Source organism: Rhodococcus sp. W8901 (assembly GCF_013348805.1).
Lineage (GTDB): Bacteria > Actinomycetota > Actinomycetes > Mycobacteriales > Mycobacteriaceae > Prescottella.
This window is the reverse complement of the sequence record NZ_CP054690.1, coordinates 3,293,099-3,310,422: the sequence shown is the minus strand read 5'-3', so window position 1 is coordinate 3,310,422 and position 17,324 is coordinate 3,293,099. Positions and strand designations below refer to the sequence as shown.

The following is a 17,324-nucleotide window of genomic DNA, read 5'->3' as shown; positions in this document are numbered from 1 at the left end:
CGCGTGCCGGTGACGGACTGCGTCAGGCATGGAGGCGTCGTATCACAAGGGGTCATCCATGGCCATCTCGCTCAACCACACCATCGTTTTCGCGCAGGACAAGCACGTGTCCGCGTTCTTTCTCACCTCGCTCTTCGGCCTGCCGGATCCGGTTCCGGCCGGTCCGTTCCTGGCAGTGCAACTGGAGAACGGAGTCACCCTGGACTTCGCGGATCCGCCGATCGACGTCCTGCCGCAGCACTACGCGTTCCTCGTGAGCGAGGAGGACTTCGACCGCATCTACGGCCTGATCGTAGAACGGGGGATGGAGCACTGGGCCGATCCGCACAAGTCCCGGCCGGGCACGTTCAACCGGAACGACGGTGGCCGCGGCGTCTACTTCCACGACCCGGCAGGACACAACCTCGAGATCATCACCCGCCCGTACGGTTCCGGCCGCTAGGCGGTCGGGTGCGGCGAGGGTAGGCGGGCGAACGACGCCCCGTTCCGTGCGGTGCCTGGTGATGGATCGACGTCGGTGCGAGTTCCGCTTCTACGGGGAGCTGGACGAGTTTCTGGCGCCCGCGCAACGCAAGCGGAGCTTCGAGCACGCCTTCGACGGGACGCCGTCGGTCAAGGACCGGATCGAATCACTCGGCGTCCCGCACACCGAGGTCGATCTGATCCTCGTCGACGGCAGCCCCGTGGGATTCGACCACCGTCTCGCCGGTGGGGAACGGGTCGCGGTGTATCCGGCGTTCCAGTCGCTGGAATTGCCGGGGATCGCGCCGCTGCGCCCGCCGCTGCAGCAGCCGCGATTCGTGCTCGACGTGCACCTCGGTCACCTCGCGCGCTACCTGCGACTGCTCGGCTTCGACACCCGTTACCGGAACGACAGCGACGACGACGAGCTTCTTGCGCTGTCCCGCACGGAAGATCGAATCCTGCTGACCCGGGACGTCGGTCTACTCAGGCGGGCCGCACTCGTGCACGGCGGATTCCTGCACGAGAGCGATTCGCGGCGGCAACTGCGTGAGGTACTCGACCGGTTCCGGCTGCAGGGGCGCATCGCGCCGCTCACGCGGTGCGCCCGCTGCAACGGGTTGATCGGACCGGCGACTCCCGCGCTGGCGCGAGGCCGTGTGCCCGGCGGGGTACTGCGGGAGCAGAAACGCTTCAGCCGCTGCCACGACTGCGGACAGTTGTACTGGCCGGGTGGGCATCTCGCGCGTCTGCGGGCGCGACTGGCAGAGATCGGGGTGTGGTTCTAGCATCCGAAGTCATGCTGATGCTCGAGCGCGTGACGTTGTCGGAATCCGATATCGCGGTGCATCGCGGGGTGCGTCGGATCAGGGCGAACGCGGTGCGCACACCTCCGGACTTCTACAGCCGGCTTCGAGGGCTTCGATGGCTCGACATCCGCGGCGGGACAGGGACGAACGCTGATGCCGTTCACGGCTGTGATCAGCTGGTCTACCTGCACATGAGTAGCGTGCGCGGGATAACCGAGATGGATGCGCTGCCGGAGTGCGAAGGACTGCGTCTGCTGAGCCTGTACGCGCAATCACGGGTGGGGAGATTGCCGTCCTTCGCGAACATGACGAATCTGCGCCGCGTCGAGCTCGGCATGATGAAGAACCTCTCGTCACTCGCCCCCGTACTGGAAGCACCGAACCTCGAGGAACTGTTGATCGTCAAGGACGTTCCGGTGTCCGACGAGGACGTCGACCGCATCCTCGCCCATCCGACGCTGCGCGCCTTCGACTGGATCCACCTCGACGTTCCGGCCCGCCGCTTCCGGCCCGTCATCGAACGCACCCACGGGACTCTCGATCGAACGAGGTCGGTGCATCCGCAGGACTGGTTCGAGAAGAACGCCGCCGACCTGCTGGACTGACGCGCCGACACGATTCGCGATGCATTCACGACGGCCGGCGCGGATACTCGAGTGATCGGCGAGAGACCACCACGGCGAAGAGAGCGACTGGCAACCATGAACCAAGCGAAAAGCGGCTCCGGTGCAGGTGCAGGACAAGACAATCCCTCTCGGCTGATCGACGCGAGAATCGACGAGCTGGGCGATTGGCGGGGCGAGATGCTCGCCCGGATCCGGAGTCTCGTCAAGGAGGCCGACCCCGATGTGGTCGAGGAATGGAAGTGGAGAGGCGTCCCGGTGTGGTCGCACGCCGGCATGATCTGCACGGGAGAGACCTACAAGAAGATCGTGAAGGTGACCTTCGCCAAGGGCGCCTCGTTGGACGACCCAGCGGGCCTGTTCAACTCCAGCCTCGAAGGCAACACCAGGCGTGCCATCGATTTCCACGAAGGCGACAGCATCGACGACAAGGCCTTCACGGCGCTCGTGCGCGCCGCGGCGGAGCTGAACATGTCCTAGGCGCGACCCGGTCCGTAACTTGGAACGGTGGCGGGAGCCGGATGCGACACAGTCGGGCCGATGGCTGTACCGTCAGGCGCGGTGACCCGACGCCCGCACGCTTCGCCGCGCGGACTCCTAGTGCGTCGGGAACAACATGAACTACCAAGTGCACGAGGCAATTCAACGTCCTCGAACCTTGCGTGTATTCGTCCCCGGATGGCTCATCGGCGATGGGTCGTTTCCCCGCGCTGCGGTCGGCGACTTCGTCGACGTGTCATTGGGATTCACTTCAGTCGAAGAAGCCCCCTCGATGTGCGACGAAACACGAACGGCGATCGCTCGTCCGGCGTACGGCCGAGCACCGTGGACCGACCGTGATGGTGGACTTCGTTGGCTGCATCTCGTCTACGGCGATGGGTGGAGCAGTCAATGGTGGACCGACCGTGCCGTCCGCGGACCGGTAACCCTCACCGGGATCTTCAGCGCAGACCTCGAGATGGGGAGCGGAACCGACAGGCCGGGCCGAGTGCACGGCCGCGTGCGTCGAATCCACCTCGTCGAGCGGCGAGTTCGGCCACTCGACAATGGCTGGGCTCAGGTCCCTGGTACGGACCGATTGTCGGAAAAGGGCACATTCCCAACCGACGTCGACTGGTGGCCGACCGATTCGGCCCAGGACGGCGACTTCGTCGCGGCCGGCGTCCTCGTCGAACTGGACCTGAATGCCAGGCCGGACTGCAAACCAGCCTTCAATGCCGGTGCGATCGCCGTCCACGACAACATCGTGTGGGTCATGCACGCGTCCGATCCGATACTCCTTCGGGTGGACACATCGATTGGGGGTCCGCCGAACATCGTGCGATACACCTTGCCCCTGCCTCTCGAGGTCCCGGACGAAAAGTGGACGCGACGAGTACACGCCGACGGCGATGACGGCTGCTGGATCACGTCCCCGCACGACATCCACCGCTGCACCCTCACCGACGATGGCGGACTGAACCTCGATCGCTACACCACCGAAGGCGGCAGGGTCACTGCCGTCCACCTGCACAAGCTCTACGTCGTAGGTCAGTCGAGGGGCTGGTTGTCCAGCGATCGACGACACGGAGTCATACGCACCCGACCCGACCCTCATCGTCTCCAAGTTCTCGACGAGACGAACCGCCGCCTGGCGCCCGTCACCCATCCTGAATTGGAGCGCACGGTCAGTACAGCTGCGACCAGAGCCGACGTGGCGCTCGATACCGGCGGAACCAAATGGAGCGTTGCCGGCCCGGAGGAACTACGACGGATCAACCGACAGACGGGTCACGCCTCGACAGTCGACCTGTCCGGCCCGAGCAGAATCGGCGTCGTCCACGACGCGACGCCGAATCCCTACACCGACCCGATCAACGCCGACATCGTCGCTGCCATCACCGTCGACCCCACGCGCCCGCGGACCGTGCACCCACCAACCGAGACCGCGGACTAGGGCGGACAGAGCCACTCACCGATGCGGGATACGGCACACTTTTCACCGGCGCACCGGAATTGGGCGCGCCTACCGCATCCCAGCTTCAAAGGCCTGCGCGGGCGAGGTGGCGCTCATCGCTGGATCGCACTGCGAGAGGAACGATGCGGGTCAGCGCCCACGTGCGCACGCATTCCGTGCGGGCCGAACAGGATCAGCAGTTCGACCACGCCGCCGTCCGCACTGCCGAGCCAGTGCGGTAGGGACGTATCGAACTCGGCGGCCTCACCGGGCGGCAACGTCATGTCACGATCGCCGAGCACGAGCCGCAGGCGACCGTTGAGCACATACAGCCATTCGAAACCGTCGTGAGTCTTCGATGTCGGTTCGAGCGGTTCCGGCTGAGCCGGGATGATCATCTTGAACGCCTGCACCCCACCCGGCCGCCGGGACAACGGCACGAAGATCATCCCGGCCCGTCGGATCGGCTTCAGGTGGATCCGGGGGTCGCCGGTGCGCGGGGCCCCGACGAGATCGTCCAGCGGAACGTCGTAGGTACGGGCGAGAGGCAGCAGCAATTCCAGCGTCGCCCTTCGCTGCCCACTCTCGAGCCGCGACAGCGTGCTCTCCGACACCCCGGTGCTCACCGCGAGGTCAGCAAGGGTGAGGCCGCGTTCGCGGCGCAGCGCACGCAGCCGCGGACCCACCACGTCCAGAACATCGTCCGTTTCGCGATCCACGAGACCACCTTGCCAGAACCGCAAGATTGCGTGCCGGTTCGATGCGTTCCCGGCGAGACTGGGAGTGTCCCGACCAGAGGAGCAATTTGATGAGAACCACGGATGCGGGCCAGCCCCGCCGGATCGCGACCGGACGGGATGGCGAAACCGCCGAGGTGACCGATCTCGCCCTCCTCATCCGCCGTACCGCCTGACCAGACCCAGGAAGGAGGCCACCGTGCCCACCAACTCGCCGCGTAAGCGCCGCAGCGACACCCCACCGCCGCGATCCGGATACAGCGAGACCGAGACCCTCCGTGCTTTCCTCGACTACCTCCGATCGGCGATTGCCGCGAAGGTTGACGGCGCACCCGAACCGCAGGTGCGACAAGCAGCAGTGCCCTCGGGCACGAACCTGCTCGGACTGCTCAATCACCTGACGTTCGTAGAGCGCGCGATGTTCCTCGGCGACAACGTGACCGACTGGCAGGCGACGTTCCGGGCCGTGCCAACGGACAGCGTGGTCGATGTCGTTGCCCGCTACCGCGAGACCGTCGCAGCCGCGAACAAGATTCTCGACGAGTGCCCCGACCTCGGCTCACCCGTTCCGCGGGTGCGACCGGGACGCCCAACCCCCAGCGTCCGTTGGGCACTGACCCACATGATCGAAGAGACCGGCCGCCACGCCGGCCACGCCGACATCCTCCGCGAACTGATCGACAGCACCACCGGGCGCTGACTTCAACGAACCCTCCAGGACCGACGCCGAGTTGTACCCGGCCGCCACGCCCGCTACCAACGTCGCGGCCGGGCACGTCCAGGGCGTCACGGCATCTCCCCGTCGTCGGATCAGAGCCTCGGATCAGAGTTGTCGATGCTGCTGGTTCTCGGCACTCCAGGCCGCGATCTGCGTCCTCGAGGTGAACCCGAGCTTGGTCAGGATGTGCTCGACGTGGCCCTGGGCGGTGCGGGGTGAGATCACCAACATGGAGGCGATCTCCCTGTTGGTCAGGCCTTTCGCGACGAGTTCGGCCACCTCGGTCTCGCGGCGAGTCAACACCGGTGTGACCGGTGTCGTCCGGGGCTGGTCGGCGGTGTGGTCGCCGAGTGCGTAGGCGACGGCCTCGCCGAGGCTCATGTCGGCACCGGTGCGCAAGGCCACGCCGTAGGCGCGGTCCCCGAGTGCCTCGCGGGTGGATTGCGCGCACTTGTCGTGGTAGCCGAGCAGGTAGGGGAGGGTTACCGAGGCGCTTCCCGCCGTCCGCGCGAGGGTCTCGGCGGCGCCCATCAGGACCGCGGCACCTTTCGGATTGCCGCCGCGGATCGCGATCCAGGCCAACGACTCCAGGCACCAGCCGGTCATGACCTGGACATGGATCTGCCAGATCAGCCGCAACGCCTGTTCCGTCAGGGCTGCTGCCCGATCGAGTTCTCCTGCCCGGAGCGCTATCACGCCGAGAGCCCACAACGAGTACGCCCGGAAATAGGACTCACCCAGCGGCGTCGTGATCTCGAGTACCCGCTCGTGACAGGCGACGGCCGTCCCCTCGTCCCCCAGCAGCCCGCTGACGAGTGCAAGGGAGGGAAGGGAACCCAGCAGTATGGCGGTCCGGCGCCAGGATCGACCCAGATCTGGGTCGCTCGTGAGTGCGGCCCGGAACGGCTCGACCGCCGCGGCGAGGTCTCCACGGAACACGGCCAGATACCCGTTCGCGTAGTTCGCGATCTCGATCGACTCGGCATCTCCCAATTGCTCTGCGAGCGAGCAACATTCCGTCACCCTCGCCGCGGCCTCGTCGAGTTGGCCCTGCATACCAGCTAACAGGCTGTCGAAGTACGACATCACCACGCGCTCCTCGGCCTGCATGGTGTCGGAGCTCGTCAGACAGCGGCCCATCCAATGCCGGGCCTCCGTCAGCAGACCCCGGCACGACCAGAACAGGAACATGGCGTTGACGATGCGCGCGCTGATATCCGGATCGGAAGCGACGACCGCGTCCGTCAGACTGAACGCCAGGCAATCGCGCAGGTTCGGCTGTTCCCGATCGAGTCGGGCGATCCACTGCGTCTGGTGGGGGCCGATCCAGTCGGACGCGGCCCGCAGTACCAGTCGTTCGTACCAGTCGAGGTGCCGCCGCAGGAACCAGGCGTAGTCGCCGGATTCGCGCAACCTCTCCCTGCCGTACACGCGGATCGTCTCGGCCATGCCGAGGCGCACAACCTCCCCGACCTGCTCCCGGACCAGGATCGACTTGTCCACGAGCGAGGCGACCGCATCCAGGAAGTCGTCTGCAACCAGCTCGTCTGGGCAGATGCCCTCGGCGGCATCCAGTTCGAAGCTGCCGGCGAACACCGACAGCCAGGTCCAGAGCTTCTGCTCCCGTTCCTCGCACAGGTCGTAGCTCCAGTCCACACACGCCCGCAACGTCTGTTTGCGGGTCGGTGCGACCCGAGAACCGGCAGTCAGCAACTGGTACCGGTCCGTCAGGCGTTGCAGGATCTGCTCGGCTGACATCGCCCGGATCCGCACCGCCGCCAGCTCGATTGCCAATGGCAGCCCGTCCAGCCTGCTGCAGATTCCCGCCACTGCCGCGCAGTTGGCCTCGGTGAGCGCGAAGTCCGGACGGCCCGCGGTGGCCCGCGTGACGAACAGTGTGACCGCCTCGTACTGGGGCAGCGCCTCGAGTGACGGGATCCGCTGCGCGTCCGGAACCGTCAACGGTGGCACCCGCATCACCTGTTCCCCGACCACCCCGAGGACCTCGCGGCTCGTCCCCAGGATTCGCAGCTCCGGACACGTTCGCAGCAGCGCCTCCGCCAACTCCGCGACGGCATCGAGCACATGCTCGCAGTCGTCCAGCACCAACAACGTCCGGGTGGTGGAGAGGTGATCGATCAGGTGCCGGGACGACGTCCGGCCCGGCTGATCCGCGAGTCCGAGCGTGGCCGCCACGGTCTCGGCCAACAACATCGAATCGTGCAGCTCGCCGAGCGCGACAAACCACACCCCGTCGGGAAATGCTCGCCGCGAGTCCTCGGCGGTCCGCACCGCCAGCCTGGTCTTGCCGACCCCACCGATGCCGGTCAGGGTCACCAGCCGCGAGGCCGACAGCAACCGCCGCGCCTCGGCCAGCTCACGGCGCCGGCCGATGAAACTGGTCGATTCCGCCGGCAGGTTTCCGCGCTCGGCTTTCACGGAGGTCGTCATCGAACGTCATCTCATCTCGCGAAACTCATGCATATGAAAACTACCCTCGGCAGTTCCCGACCGGCCGTTCGTGGTCACGTTGTAGCCGAGGTGAAACGCGGGCCCCGACAAGTCTCTGGAACCACCGGTTGAGCGCTGATGGGCACCCTTGATGGCAGAGTCGCGCTGATCACCGGCGCGGGCCAGGGCGTAGGGCAGCGCGTCGCTGTCGCTTGGCGAAGGAGGGGCGAACATCGCGGTAGTGGGGCGCACGGAGAGCAAGCTGGTGGACACTTGTGCGGAGTTGACCAATTCGGGTGTGCGCGCCGAGCCGATCGCCTGCGATGTGAGCGATCATGACGCACTCGATCCGCTTGTGTCCAGGACTGTCGAATTGTTCGGCGGCGTAGACATTCTCGTGAGCAACGCGGTGTTCAGCGAGTTGGGCGATCTGTTGGATGTCGACCTCGACCAAGTCGAGCGCTCTTTCATGGCCGGCCCGTTCGCATCCCTGCCACTGTTGCGGGCCTGCCACCCCATATGAAGAGGTGGGGGCGTTATTCCGGCATCTGCGGCTTCTCGAACAGACGGGCGCCGCAGCGGGCCGTCGGCGGTTGGCTGTCAGTCGTCAAATGGAAAGCGGTAGACCCTGGACTTGCGGGCCTGGAAGCCGAGACGCTCGTACAGTCGATTAGCTGCTGCACGATCTGGTCGGGAGGTGAGATCCACTGTCCGGGCACCCGCCTCCCGGGCGATCCGCAGGGCCTCCTGAGTGAGAAGTCCAGCGACTCCCTGGCCTCGCGCCGCACCGTCGACGACAACGTCTTCGATACGGGCCCTCGCACCGGACGGCAGGGGCAACAGCACCAGGGTCAGGGTGCCGACGACCGCATCAGATGTTCGGGCGACGAGCACGGTGTTGGCATCACAGGTCACCATCCGGTCGATCGCTTCGTAGTCGAGGGGCTTGGCGGTCGACGACAACTGCGGCAGCAACCTGCTGAAGGCATCTACGATCCCTTGACTCGCCTCCCGGATGATCTCCACTCGGACGTCCATGTCCGGGAGCCTATCCGGCGTCTGCCGCCCGTCTCGCAGAACCAGATTTCGCAGGGTTCGCGAGGGTTCCATATCCAGGACGGTCCACGCCTTGTGGGCCGAGCTCACCACTACTTCCGATGATCAACAGATTCAGCCGGCCATGCCTACGAAACGAGGTCACGGACTCTTTCGAGTCCTACGGTCTCTTCAGGATGCCGACGGGGAAGATACGCCCGCCGTCACTCGGCCACTGTGCCGTCCGGCAAGGTCGCATCGGTCAGATCGGCACCGTTCAGGACGGCGTCAACGAGGTTCGCGCCGGTCAGGTTGGCCTTGCCCAGATAGGTGCCGATCAGGGTGGCGCCCGTCAGATCGGCCTCCCCGAGGTATGCGCCGGTCATGTACGCGCCCGAGAGGTTCGCGCCGGTGATATCTGCATGTGCGAGGTAGGTTCTCGTCAGATAGGCCATCGTCAGGTCGGCGTCCCGCAGGTTGGCCCGGGTGAGATACGCGCCGGTGAAATTGGCGTCATGCGCGATTGCGCCGGTGAGATCGGCCCTCGTCAGGTTGGCGCCGACAAACTCGGCGGAAGTCAGATTCGCGCCTGCGAGTTCGGCATCCGTGAGGTCGGCTCCGGACATGTCTGCGCCGGTGAGATCGATGCCCGTCAGATTTGCGCCCGCCAGGCCCACACCCGCCAGGTCGGCGTCGACGAGGCTGACCGTCTCTGAATCGCTGGAACTCCGTAGGGAATTCCAGGTCGCAACATCCGAGCGGAGTAGGTCGAGCGGATTTGCCTGCGATGTGGATGTCATTGAGCCCCCGTATCGGACGAACGTAGTAGCCGGTCGGCGTTGGCCCGGATCATGCGTCGGGCCGACCGTGCTCGGCATCTCGACCGGACGGTTCGACCACCACCGTCTAGTTGACGGCGTCAACTTAACTCGACTTGTTGACAGCGTCAACCTCCTCCTATTCTCTGGGCGTGCAGGAAAGAACCCGAGACACGCGCCGTGCCCTGATCGCCGCGGCCAGTGAACTCTTGGCGCGGGGTGGACCGGCTCACGTCACCTTGCGGGCGGTTGGTGCCGCGGCCGACGTGTCGCGGACGGCTCCGTACCGGCACTTCCAGGACAAGGACGACCTCCTCAGTTCGGTGGCCGCCGAGAACCTGGCCTTCCTGAAGGCAGAGATGCAGCGTGTCGTCGCGGACACCACTCCGGCCACCGCCCCGCTGTTCCGTGCTTGCCTCGCCTACGTACGAGTCGCCTGGGAACATCCGAACCACTACCGACTCGAGTTCGGCGGCGACTATGCGATCAAGCCGAGCCGGGTGCTCGAAGATGCCGCCAACGACTTCAATCGGTACTTCCAGGAACTGGTCGTCGAGGCGCAGCAGAGCGGCACCCTCATCGCCGGCGAGGCTCGGGACGTCGGTCCGATGCTCTGGGTTCTGCTGCACGGACTGGCCATGTCCAATCACCTGGTCGCTGACCGAGCCTGCGAGCCCGAGGCGAGTTATCGGGTCGAAGACATGGAGCGCATTCTTGCTCTGGCGCTGACGAACCTGGCCCCGCGTTGAGCATCCGACCTACTCACGGCCCGAACAGGTTTCGGACGAAGGACAGGCTCTCGGGAAGTGCAGCCCGCATCGTCTCGATATGCCCCGTCGGGTACGTGCGGAACGTGACCGGTTGGCGGTTGGCGGCGAGTTCGGCCGCGAGCTTCAACGCCAGCGGAGCCGGCACCATCTCGTCCGTCAACCCCTGCCCGAGGAAGACGGGCCGGTCGTAGCCGGTCGTCGGGATCTCGAGCATGCCGCGAGTAGCGGCCAGCACTGCGGGATCGTCGAGCGGCCGGTTCACCAGATCGCCGATCGTGACGCCGTCCAGGTCCGTTGCCATTTCCTCGTAGCAGTCGGTTTCGGCTCGGGCGAGGGCGTCGATGCCGCGCGGTGTCAGGTATCGATCGATGTCGAGATCGGGTCGTGCCGCCCGGAGTCCGGCCAGGATGTACGAGACGAACACGGTGCTGCCGGTCAGTGGCAATCGGGGGAAGCCCGGCCCAACGAGCGGCGCTAGGTTCTCCAGATTCGACGGCGCCCCGGTCGCGACCGCCCCGCGGTAGTCCAGTTCGGGTGCGTAGCGTGTCGCGATCGCCGCCGTGGCCATCGCGGACTGGCCGCCCTGAGACTGGCCCAGTGCCACCCACCGCGACGACAGGGACGGTTCGACCGCACGCGCAGCGCGCACCATGTCGACCACGCTGTGCGCCTCCGACGGACCGTCCAGGTACGGGTGGATTCCCGGCGTGCCCAGCCCCACGTAGTCGGTCGCGACGATCGCGTAACCCTGCGAGAGCCAGTGCGTGAGGTACGGACTGCCGACCGTCCCGGTCACGGTAGGAGCGCACTTGTCGGCGATGCCCACGGTGCCGTGCGCCCATGAGACCACCGGCCAGCCACCTGCGGGTGGATCACCGGGTGGGAGGAAGACCGCGCCGGTACTCAACGCGGGCCGGTTCAGTGGGCCGGTGGACCAGTAGGTGAGCTTCGATCCGTCGACGGCGCCGGGGATCCAGAACGACGGCGGCAGGGGAGTCACAGCGGTCACCGTGCCCGGCGCAGCTGCCGGGGTCGGTTGCTGTGCATGGGCGGGCGCCGTGGCAACGACCGCAGCGACGAGCGCGGTGACCATCAATGCTTGGCCGAGCCGTAGTCGGATCATCGCACCGCTCCCGGGGTTCGTCCGCGTGTACGCCGACTCCCATTCTGCGCGAACCGGAGGTGCCGGCATACCGGTTCGACCATCTTCGGGTGCCGCTCCCGCGGTCGAGGAGCCGGTCTATTATCCGATACGCAGACGGGCGCAGCGTAGTTCGCGCGGCATTGTCATGGTGGTGGGGGTGGATTCATGGGGCCGGGAGAGTATCCGGGCGAGTACTCGGGGGAGTTGGTCGCAGCGCCGACGTGGCTGGTGGTCGTCGCGATGATCCCGATCCTGCTGACGATACTGGCACTCATCGTGTTCGCGTGGAAGGAATGGGGCGAACGTCGACGCGCGAGGTCGTCTCCCGTGCACGCGGCGGCGTGGGCGATGGAGCACGACGAGCTAGACCGCGCGATTCGGGCGCTCGCTGCCCGCGAACGTGAACTGCTGCTCGCGGGCGAGCTCGAGGCGGCGAACCGGACCGCCGCCGACAAGGACATCTGTGTCCTGGTCAACGAGCGCCGTCACGGTGTGGCGTGAGGCTGATTCGGTCCGGTCCGAGCAATCGCCGTCAGTGCGCGTAGATCCCTGGGCGTCGAGCCGACCAGGGCATCGCCCGTTCCAGATCCGCGGCGAGAGCTAGCAGGGTGGCCTCGTCGCCGTACCTGCCGACGAACTGAAGTCCGATCGGCCAGCCCGTGCCGGATTCGGCGAGCGGCAGCGAGATCGCGGGATTGCCGGTCGCGTTGAACAGTGCGGTGAACGCGCCGTACTCGAAGATCCTGTCGTACCAACCACGGGCGTCGAGCGAGGCGTCGTCTGCGTCGAGCTGCCCGAGTGGGACGTTCGGCTGTGCGGTGGTCGGCGTCAGGAACACGTCGTACCCGGTGAGGAACCGCGCGACCTCCCGGCGGGCGACGTTGAACTGGTGCTCGGCTGCGAAGATGTCGCGTGCGCTCAGGGAAGCGCCGTACTCTGCGCACGCCAGCGTCGTCGCCTCGAGGTGCTCGCGGCCAGGAACCGTGCCCGCCATCTCGGAGGCCGTGGTCACGATGTCGCCGAGGAAGCTGCACCACGCGTCGAGGTTCGCCTTGTCGAACGCCGCGGCGTCGATGCGCGGCGCCGCCTCCTCGACGTGGTGGCCCAGGTCCGCGAGTCGGGCGGCGAGGTCGGTCACGGCCCGTGCACATTCCGGATCGACCGTGCGGCTCGCGTCGTACGGGACGGTGGTGAACGCGATCCGCAGCGGCCGTACGCCCCGGGTGATCAGTTCGCTGAACGACGCATCCTCCGAGGGGAACAGGTACTTGTCGCCGGGTTCGGATCCGTGCACCGCGTCGAACAGCGCGGCGCAGTCCCGCACCGTGCGCGTGACGGCGAACTCGATGCCCAGTCCGAGCAGGGGGTCGCCGTGGTCGGGGCCGACAGTGGTGCGGCCCCTGCTCGGCTTGAGGCCGACGAGACCGCACGCCGCGGCGGGGATGCGGATCGAGCCGCCGCCGTCGTTGGCGTGGGCGAACGGCAGCGCGCCCGCCGCCACCAGTGCCGCCGATCCGCCACTCGATCCGCCAGGGCTGCGCGTCGGATCCCACGGATTGCGGGTGGGCCCGCCGTAGGCGAGCGCCTCGGTGGTCGCGTTGAAGCCGAATTCGGGGGAGGTGGTCACCGCCATCGTGGCCAGGCCCGCGCGGCGGAACCGTGTCATCAGGTCGTTGTCGTGGGGATGCTCGATCCCGGGCCCGAACAGTCTGCTGCCGTTGCGCTGCGGCACCCCGGCGGCGTGCGTGATCAGGTCCTTGATCGCGAACGGCACACCCCGGAACGGTCCCGACGCGTCGTGGTCGAGTGGCTGGGCGAACCGCTCGCCGACGACCGCACCCAGTTGCGGCTCGACCTGGTCCAGTGCGGCCGCGGCCGCGACGTGCACCTCCGCGGCGCTCACCTCTCCCGCGGCGATCAGTGACGCGAGTTCGGTCGCATCCCGCGCGGCGTAGTCGGCGATATCCATGGCATCCTCCGTGGCTCGTTGATCGATGGAGGAGCGAACGTACGTCCGCCGTGCGGTCCGGGGATCCGTCGATCGACGGACGCGGCGGGGTCTTCTGTGACGTAGGGCATACTGCCGCCATGGACACGACGGTTGACCGGTTGGGGGCGGCCCTGTGCCTTCGGGCGGCCGTGACCTCGGGGTCGCTCGACGCGGGTTCCCCTGGTGTCTCCACCGGTCGGGTCCTGTTCGAACTCGCCGCCGCCGTTCCGTACAGGCACGCGGTGCTGTCGTTCTGGGACCCTGTTGCAGGCGCACACGTGACCAGCGCGAGCCTCGGCTACCACGCCGATTCGGTCGACGTCGTGAACAACTGCATGCCACGGCACCCACTTTTCCGGCAGTTGCGGGACACGCGACTTCCCATGCGACTCTTCGACGTCCCCGAGGCGATGCGTTCGGGACCGGTGTTCGATCGGGTCATTCGCTCGCACAACTACAGCGACGGGCTGAGCCAGTGCCTCCACACGCGGGACGGTCGCTACATCGGGATGCTCAACATGAGTACCACCGACGGACAGCGATTCGACCAGCAGTCCGTCGTCACGGTCACCTTGCTGAGCGACGTGCTGGCGGAGGCGCTCGACCCGTTGGCACAGCCCGGCCCGTCCCCGCGGGTAGGTCCCGGAGACGCCGCGCTGGTCGTCGATGCCGACGGCTCGGCACGGGCGCTGACCGGTGACGCCCCGGTCGTCCTGTTCGGCCCCGGCACGACCGGCGGTCGACTGGCCGGCGCCGTCGCGGCGTCGGGACGGGCCGCAGACTTCGTCTTCGTCGGTGCGGGCTCGGTGCTGTGTGTGCGAATGGAGCCGGTCCGGCGCGGCGGCACCCTGGTCGCGTGCCGCCCGGGTAACCCGCCGATGGAACTGACCGGGCGGGAGGCGGAGGTGCTCGCGCTGCTGCCGACGGGCGCCTCCAACGGTGCGATTGCCGCGCGGCTGCGGATCGGCCCCGCGACGGTGGCCACGCATCTCGAGCGGATCCTGCGCAAGATCGCGGCGCCCAACCGCACGGCGGCCGCGGCAACGGCCGCGCGGTGGGGGCTGACGCCGATCTGATCGCCCGTCCGGTCGTGGTGGGTGCCTTCGTCAGGGGGTGACGATCGCGAAGTTCGGGTCGGGCTCGTCGACATACCCGGCGAGTTCCGCCAGGGCGGCGACGTCACCCTCGACGGTGATCCGGCCGTCGGCGATCGCCTCGCCCATGTTCACCCCACCGAGCAACGCGCCGAGCAGCATCGGCCGGGTGAGCGTGAACGTCGCGTCCGGGGCCGGCCTGTCCCTGACGGTGGCGTCGAGGTCGAAGTGCACCAGCAAGCCGTTGCGCAGCTGTGTGCGGTGCACGACGTCCTCGTCGGTGATGCGCCAGTCGATCACGATGTGCGCCGCCCACGCCCTGGGTCCGTCGATCCGCAGCGAGATCGCGTCGAACACCTGCTCCACCGACAGTGCGGCCGCGATGTCGGGCGCGGCGCTCGCCGTCGGGGTTCCGACGGGCCCGTTGCGTAGCTCGTACGCGCCGGTGAGATAGAAGTTGCGCCATGTCCCGTTCTCGGCGCCGTACGCGAGCTGTTCGAAGGTGTCGGCCTGCAGGGCCTTCGCCTCCGCGTTGTCGGGTTCGGCGAAGACGACGTAGTTCACCACCTGCGCGACCCAGCGAAAGTCGCCGTCCGCGTATGACTCCCGTGCTTTCCGTAGCACCTCGGCCGACCCGCCCATGAACTCGACGTGCCGCCGCGCGGACTCCACCGGCGGGTGTTCCCACAGGTGGGCCGGGTTGCCGTCGAACCAGCCCATGTAGCGCTGGTAGATCGCCTTGACGTTGTGGCTCACCGAACCGTAGTAGCCGTGCGTGTGCCAGGCGTTCGCCAGCGCTGGCGGCAACTCGATCTCCTCGGCTATTTCGATCCCCGTGTGGCCCTGGTTGATTCGCAGGAGAGTCTGGTCGTGCAGGTAGCCGTACAGGTCGCGTTGCAGCGAGAGGAACTCGGTGAGCCGCGCCGTCCCCCAGGTGGGCCAGTGGTGGGAGGCGAAGAGGACGTCGGAGCGTGCGGCGTACCGATTGATCGATTCGGTCAGGTACTTCGCCCACACGTGCGGGTCCCGTACCAGGGCGCCGCGCAGCGTCAGCAGATTGTGCAGCGTGTGGGTTGCGTTCTCGGCCATGCACAGTGCACGCAGATCGGTGAAGTGGAAGTTCATCTCGGCCGGCGCTTCGGTGCCCGGCGTCATCTGGAACTCGATTCGAACCCCGTCGACGTTTTCCATCTGTCCGGTCGCCGTGACGTCGAGCGTGGGAGTGATCAGGGTCGGGGTTCCCGTCGGCGTGGTCTGCCCCAGCCCGGCCCCGACGGCGCCGTGGGGTCCACGCGGCAGTGCGGCGCCGTACATGTACGCGGCCCGGCGTGCCATGGCGGTGCCGGCGAAGACGTTCTCCTCGACGGCGTGCTCGACGAAGCCGACAGGCGCGATGATCGCGCAGCGCCCCGCCGCGACGTCCTCCTCGGTGGTGACGCCCTTGACCCCACCGAAGTGGTCGATGTGGGAGTGCGTGTAGATCACCGCGGTCACCGGCCGGTGACCGCGGTGATCACGGTAGAGCGCGAGTCCGGCCGCGGCCGTCTCCGCCGAGATCAACGGGTCGATGACGATGACGCCGGTCTCGCCCTCGATCAGTGTCATGTTCGACAGGTCGAGGCCGCGAATCTGGTAGATCCGCTCGGCGACCTCGAACAGGCCCTGCCGCGCGACCAGCCCCGACTGCCGCCACAGGCTCGGATTGACGGTCGGAGGGCAGGACTCGGCGAGGAAAGCGTAGGAATCGTTGTCCCACACCACGGCTCCGTCGGGTGCCGTGACCACACCGGGACTCAGCGCAGCGACGAAGCCGCGGTCCGCGTCCGCGACGTCCGCATCGTCGGAGAACGGGAGCGCCGCCGACGCCCGGGCATTGGCTGCGGCGATTGCAGGGGCGGCACCCTCGTTCTCCGTCATGTGGACATCCTCTCGTCAGGCCATCGACACGAATTCAGTTGTTTCGTCGGATCTTTCAGGCGAGGAGCTGTGCCTTCGCCGCGGCGAACTCGTCGTCCGACAGCACACCGGACTGGTGCAGCTGACCGAGTTGCTGCAGCTTGGAGACCAGGTCGTCACCCGACGGCGCGGCGGGCGGTGGCGGGGGCGCGGGCTGGACGGCGGCCACCTGCTGTGCCGCGGCCTGCTGTTCGGCGTATGCCTGCTGCTCCGCGGCCCGCTGCTGTCCGCGGCGGTTCACGGCGTTGGACGTGGCCTGCGCCGTGCCCGCGATGACCGCGGTGCGCGCGACGGTGCCGAGCAATCCGGGACGACCCCTGCGGCCGGCTCGAAATACCATGTGGCTCTCCTGTTCCTAGAGTGCTGCTTCGACCGCGGAGATCACCGCGTCGCGGGGAATCTGGACGTGCAGTGCGACCTCGCCGCCGGCGCCGCGGACCGTCGACGCGAGTTGTCGCGCCCACGTCTCCTCGTAGACGATGATCGCCGCGGAGCTGCCGGGTTCGAGTGAATCGCGCACGACGTCGAGGTCCTCGTCGCTGATGAGCGACTTCGCCTCGATCGACAGGATTGCCAGGCCGACGTCGTCGAGGTCCTCGTCGACGTCCACCTGGGTGACGTTCCCGTCGGCGTCTTTGGCGAGGTAGACGAGATCGAGCAGCGTCACGTAGCCGCGGTCGACGACGTCCTGCAGCGCAGCGACCGTGGCGTCGTCGACGCGAGCGCCGGGGAATGCCAGTACGACCAGTTCGACCGGTCCGATGTTCGATGTGTCACCCAT

General features: G+C 67.3%; 19 protein-coding genes. 10 read left to right on the top strand and 9 right to left on the bottom strand.

Annotation, left to right across the window (positions count from 1 at the left end; translation table 11 throughout):
• The first annotated feature begins 58 nt into the window (after positions 1-58).
• The 5 genes from HUN07_RS15625 to HUN07_RS15605 all read left to right on the top strand — a co-directional run bounded on the left by HUN07_RS15625 (position 59) and on the right by HUN07_RS15605 (position 3,830).
• Positions 59-442 carry a VOC family protein gene (locus tag HUN07_RS15625; RefSeq protein ID WP_174910802.1) on the top strand — a complete coding sequence of 128 codons (384 nt, stop codon included), beginning with the start codon at positions 59-61 and terminating at the stop codon, positions 440-442.
• Between the two features lie 61 nt (positions 443-503).
• Positions 504-1,250: a Mut7-C RNAse domain-containing protein gene (locus tag HUN07_RS15620; RefSeq protein ID WP_174910799.1), complete on the top strand. Its 747-nt coding sequence runs from the start codon at positions 504-506 to the stop codon at positions 1,248-1,250.
• A gap of 11 nt (positions 1,251-1,261) precedes the next feature.
• The gene (locus HUN07_RS15615) at positions 1,262-1,876 is read left to right on the top strand and encodes a hypothetical protein (protein ID WP_174910796.1); all 615 of its coding nucleotides are present in this window, start codon (positions 1,262-1,264) and stop codon (positions 1,874-1,876) included.
• 96 nt (positions 1,877-1,972) lie between these two features.
• Positions 1,973-2,374, top strand: coding sequence for a DUF1801 domain-containing protein (locus HUN07_RS15610; RefSeq protein WP_174914770.1), 402 nt, complete (start codon positions 1,973-1,975; stop codon positions 2,372-2,374).
• Positions 2,375-2,972: 598 nt separating this feature from the next.
• Complete coding sequence (locus tag HUN07_RS15605; RefSeq protein WP_174910793.1) at positions 2,973-3,830, top strand: hypothetical protein; 858 nt, start codon at positions 2,973-2,975, stop codon at positions 3,828-3,830.
• A gap of 113 nt (positions 3,831-3,943) precedes the next feature.
• Here the strand turns inward: HUN07_RS15605 and HUN07_RS15600 are convergent, their stop codons facing one another.
• Entirely contained in the window at positions 3,944-4,549 is a 606-nt protein-coding gene (locus tag HUN07_RS15600) for a helix-turn-helix domain-containing protein (protein WP_174910791.1), read from the bottom strand.
• A 217-nt stretch (positions 4,550-4,766) separates the two neighbouring features.
• Here HUN07_RS15600 and HUN07_RS15590 point away from each other — a divergent pair, with 217 nt between their 5' ends.
• Positions 4,767-5,267, top strand: coding sequence for a DinB family protein (locus tag HUN07_RS15590; protein WP_174910788.1), 501 nt, complete (start codon positions 4,767-4,769; stop codon positions 5,265-5,267).
• 123 nt (positions 5,268-5,390) lie between these two features.
• Here the strand turns inward: HUN07_RS15590 and HUN07_RS15585 are convergent, their stop codons facing one another.
• On the bottom strand, positions 5,391-7,736 hold the full coding sequence (locus HUN07_RS15585) for an ATP-binding protein (protein ID WP_174910785.1): 2,346 nt from the start codon (positions 7,734-7,736) through the stop codon (positions 5,391-5,393).
• A gap of 241 nt (positions 7,737-7,977) precedes the next feature.
• Between HUN07_RS15585 and HUN07_RS15580 the strand changes: the two genes are divergently transcribed.
• Entirely contained in the window at positions 7,978-8,259 is a 282-nt protein-coding gene (locus HUN07_RS15580) for an SDR family NAD(P)-dependent oxidoreductase (RefSeq protein ID WP_174910782.1), read from the top strand.
• A 77-nt stretch (positions 8,260-8,336) separates the two neighbouring features.
• Here the strand turns inward: HUN07_RS15580 and HUN07_RS15575 are convergent, their stop codons facing one another.
• Both HUN07_RS15575 and HUN07_RS15570 read right to left on the bottom strand, forming a co-directional pair.
• Positions 8,337-8,762: a GNAT family N-acetyltransferase gene (locus tag HUN07_RS15575; RefSeq protein WP_254622533.1), complete on the bottom strand. Its 426-nt coding sequence runs from the start codon at positions 8,760-8,762 to the stop codon at positions 8,337-8,339.
• 233 nt (positions 8,763-8,995) lie between these two features.
• Positions 8,996-9,571 (bottom strand): pentapeptide repeat-containing protein, encoded by a 576-nt coding sequence (locus HUN07_RS15570; RefSeq protein ID WP_174914768.1) that lies wholly within the window; start codon positions 9,569-9,571, stop codon positions 8,996-8,998.
• 170 nt (positions 9,572-9,741) lie between these two features.
• Here HUN07_RS15570 and HUN07_RS15565 point away from each other — a divergent pair, with 170 nt between their 5' ends.
• Positions 9,742-10,338, top strand: a complete 597-nt coding sequence (locus tag HUN07_RS15565) for a TetR/AcrR family transcriptional regulator (RefSeq protein WP_174910779.1) — start codon at positions 9,742-9,744, stop codon at positions 10,336-10,338.
• Between the two features lie 13 nt (positions 10,339-10,351).
• On the opposite strand, the gene HUN07_RS15560 is transcribed toward HUN07_RS15565, so the two are convergent.
• Positions 10,352-11,482: a lipase family protein gene (locus HUN07_RS15560; RefSeq protein ID WP_174910777.1), complete on the bottom strand. Its 1,131-nt coding sequence runs from the start codon at positions 11,480-11,482 to the stop codon at positions 10,352-10,354.
• A gap of 186 nt (positions 11,483-11,668) precedes the next feature.
• On the opposite strand from HUN07_RS15560, the gene HUN07_RS15555 reads away from it, so the two are divergent.
• Complete coding sequence (locus HUN07_RS15555) at positions 11,669-12,004, top strand: hypothetical protein (RefSeq protein ID WP_114724502.1); 336 nt, start codon at positions 11,669-11,671, stop codon at positions 12,002-12,004.
• A gap of 31 nt (positions 12,005-12,035) precedes the next feature.
• Here HUN07_RS15555 and HUN07_RS15550 read toward each other — a convergent pair whose 3' ends face one another.
• Entirely contained in the window at positions 12,036-13,472 is a 1,437-nt protein-coding gene (locus tag HUN07_RS15550; protein WP_174910774.1) for an amidase, read from the bottom strand.
• A gap of 119 nt (positions 13,473-13,591) precedes the next feature.
• Here HUN07_RS15550 and HUN07_RS15545 point away from each other — a divergent pair, with 119 nt between their 5' ends.
• The gene (locus tag HUN07_RS15545) at positions 13,592-14,569 is read left to right on the top strand and encodes a helix-turn-helix transcriptional regulator (RefSeq protein WP_174910772.1); all 978 of its coding nucleotides are present in this window, start codon (positions 13,592-13,594) and stop codon (positions 14,567-14,569) included.
• 30 nt (positions 14,570-14,599) lie between these two features.
• Here the strand turns inward: HUN07_RS15545 and HUN07_RS15540 are convergent, their stop codons facing one another.
• The 3 genes from HUN07_RS15540 to HUN07_RS15530 are packed head-to-tail and all read right to left on the bottom strand — an operon-like array spanning position 14,600 to position 17,324.
• Positions 14,600-16,504: an alkyl/aryl-sulfatase gene (locus HUN07_RS15540; protein WP_174910769.1), complete on the bottom strand. Its 1,905-nt coding sequence runs from the start codon at positions 16,502-16,504 to the stop codon at positions 14,600-14,602.
• 55 nt (positions 16,505-16,559) lie between these two features.
• Entirely contained in the window at positions 16,560-16,883 is a 324-nt protein-coding gene (locus HUN07_RS15535; RefSeq protein ID WP_114724498.1) for an SHOCT domain-containing protein, read from the bottom strand.
• Positions 16,884-16,898: 15 nt separating this feature from the next.
• Complete coding sequence (locus HUN07_RS15530) at positions 16,899-17,324, bottom strand: DUF6325 family protein (protein WP_114724510.1); 426 nt, start codon at positions 17,322-17,324, stop codon at positions 16,899-16,901.

Coding starts and splice junctions, on each gene's coding strand:
- HUN07_RS15615 (WP_174910796.1), top strand. CDS start 1,262: ATGCTGATGCTCGAGCGCGTGACGTTGTCGGAATCCGATATCGCGGTG.
- HUN07_RS15555 (WP_114724502.1), top strand. CDS start 11,669: ATGGGGCCGGGAGAGTATCCGGGCGAGTACTCGGGGGAGTTGGTCGCA.
- HUN07_RS15540 (WP_174910769.1), bottom strand. CDS start 16,504: ATGACGGAGAACGAGGGTGCCGCCCCTGCAATCGCCGCAGCCAATGCC.
- HUN07_RS15620 (WP_174910799.1), top strand. CDS start 504: ATGGATCGACGTCGGTGCGAGTTCCGCTTCTACGGGGAGCTGGACGAG.
- HUN07_RS15535 (WP_114724498.1), bottom strand. CDS start 16,883: ATGGTATTTCGAGCCGGCCGCAGGGGTCGTCCCGGATTGCTCGGCACC.
- HUN07_RS15570 (WP_174914768.1), bottom strand. CDS start 9,571: ATGACATCCACATCGCAGGCAAATCCGCTCGACCTACTCCGCTCGGAT.
- HUN07_RS15545 (WP_174910772.1), top strand. CDS start 13,592: ATGGACACGACGGTTGACCGGTTGGGGGCGGCCCTGTGCCTTCGGGCG.
- HUN07_RS15610 (WP_174914770.1), top strand. CDS start 1,973: ATGAACCAAGCGAAAAGCGGCTCCGGTGCAGGTGCAGGACAAGACAAT.
- HUN07_RS15530 (WP_114724510.1), bottom strand. CDS start 17,324: ATGGGTGACACATCGAACATCGGACCGGTCGAACTGGTCGTACTGGCA.
- HUN07_RS15550 (WP_174910774.1), bottom strand. CDS start 13,472: ATGGATATCGCCGACTACGCCGCGCGGGATGCGACCGAACTCGCGTCA.
- HUN07_RS15585 (WP_174910785.1), bottom strand. CDS start 7,736: ATGACGACCTCCGTGAAAGCCGAGCGCGGAAACCTGCCGGCGGAATCG.
- HUN07_RS15560 (WP_174910777.1), bottom strand. CDS start 11,482: ATGATCCGACTACGGCTCGGCCAAGCATTGATGGTCACCGCGCTCGTC.
- HUN07_RS15625 (WP_174910802.1), top strand. CDS start 59: ATGGCCATCTCGCTCAACCACACCATCGTTTTCGCGCAGGACAAGCAC.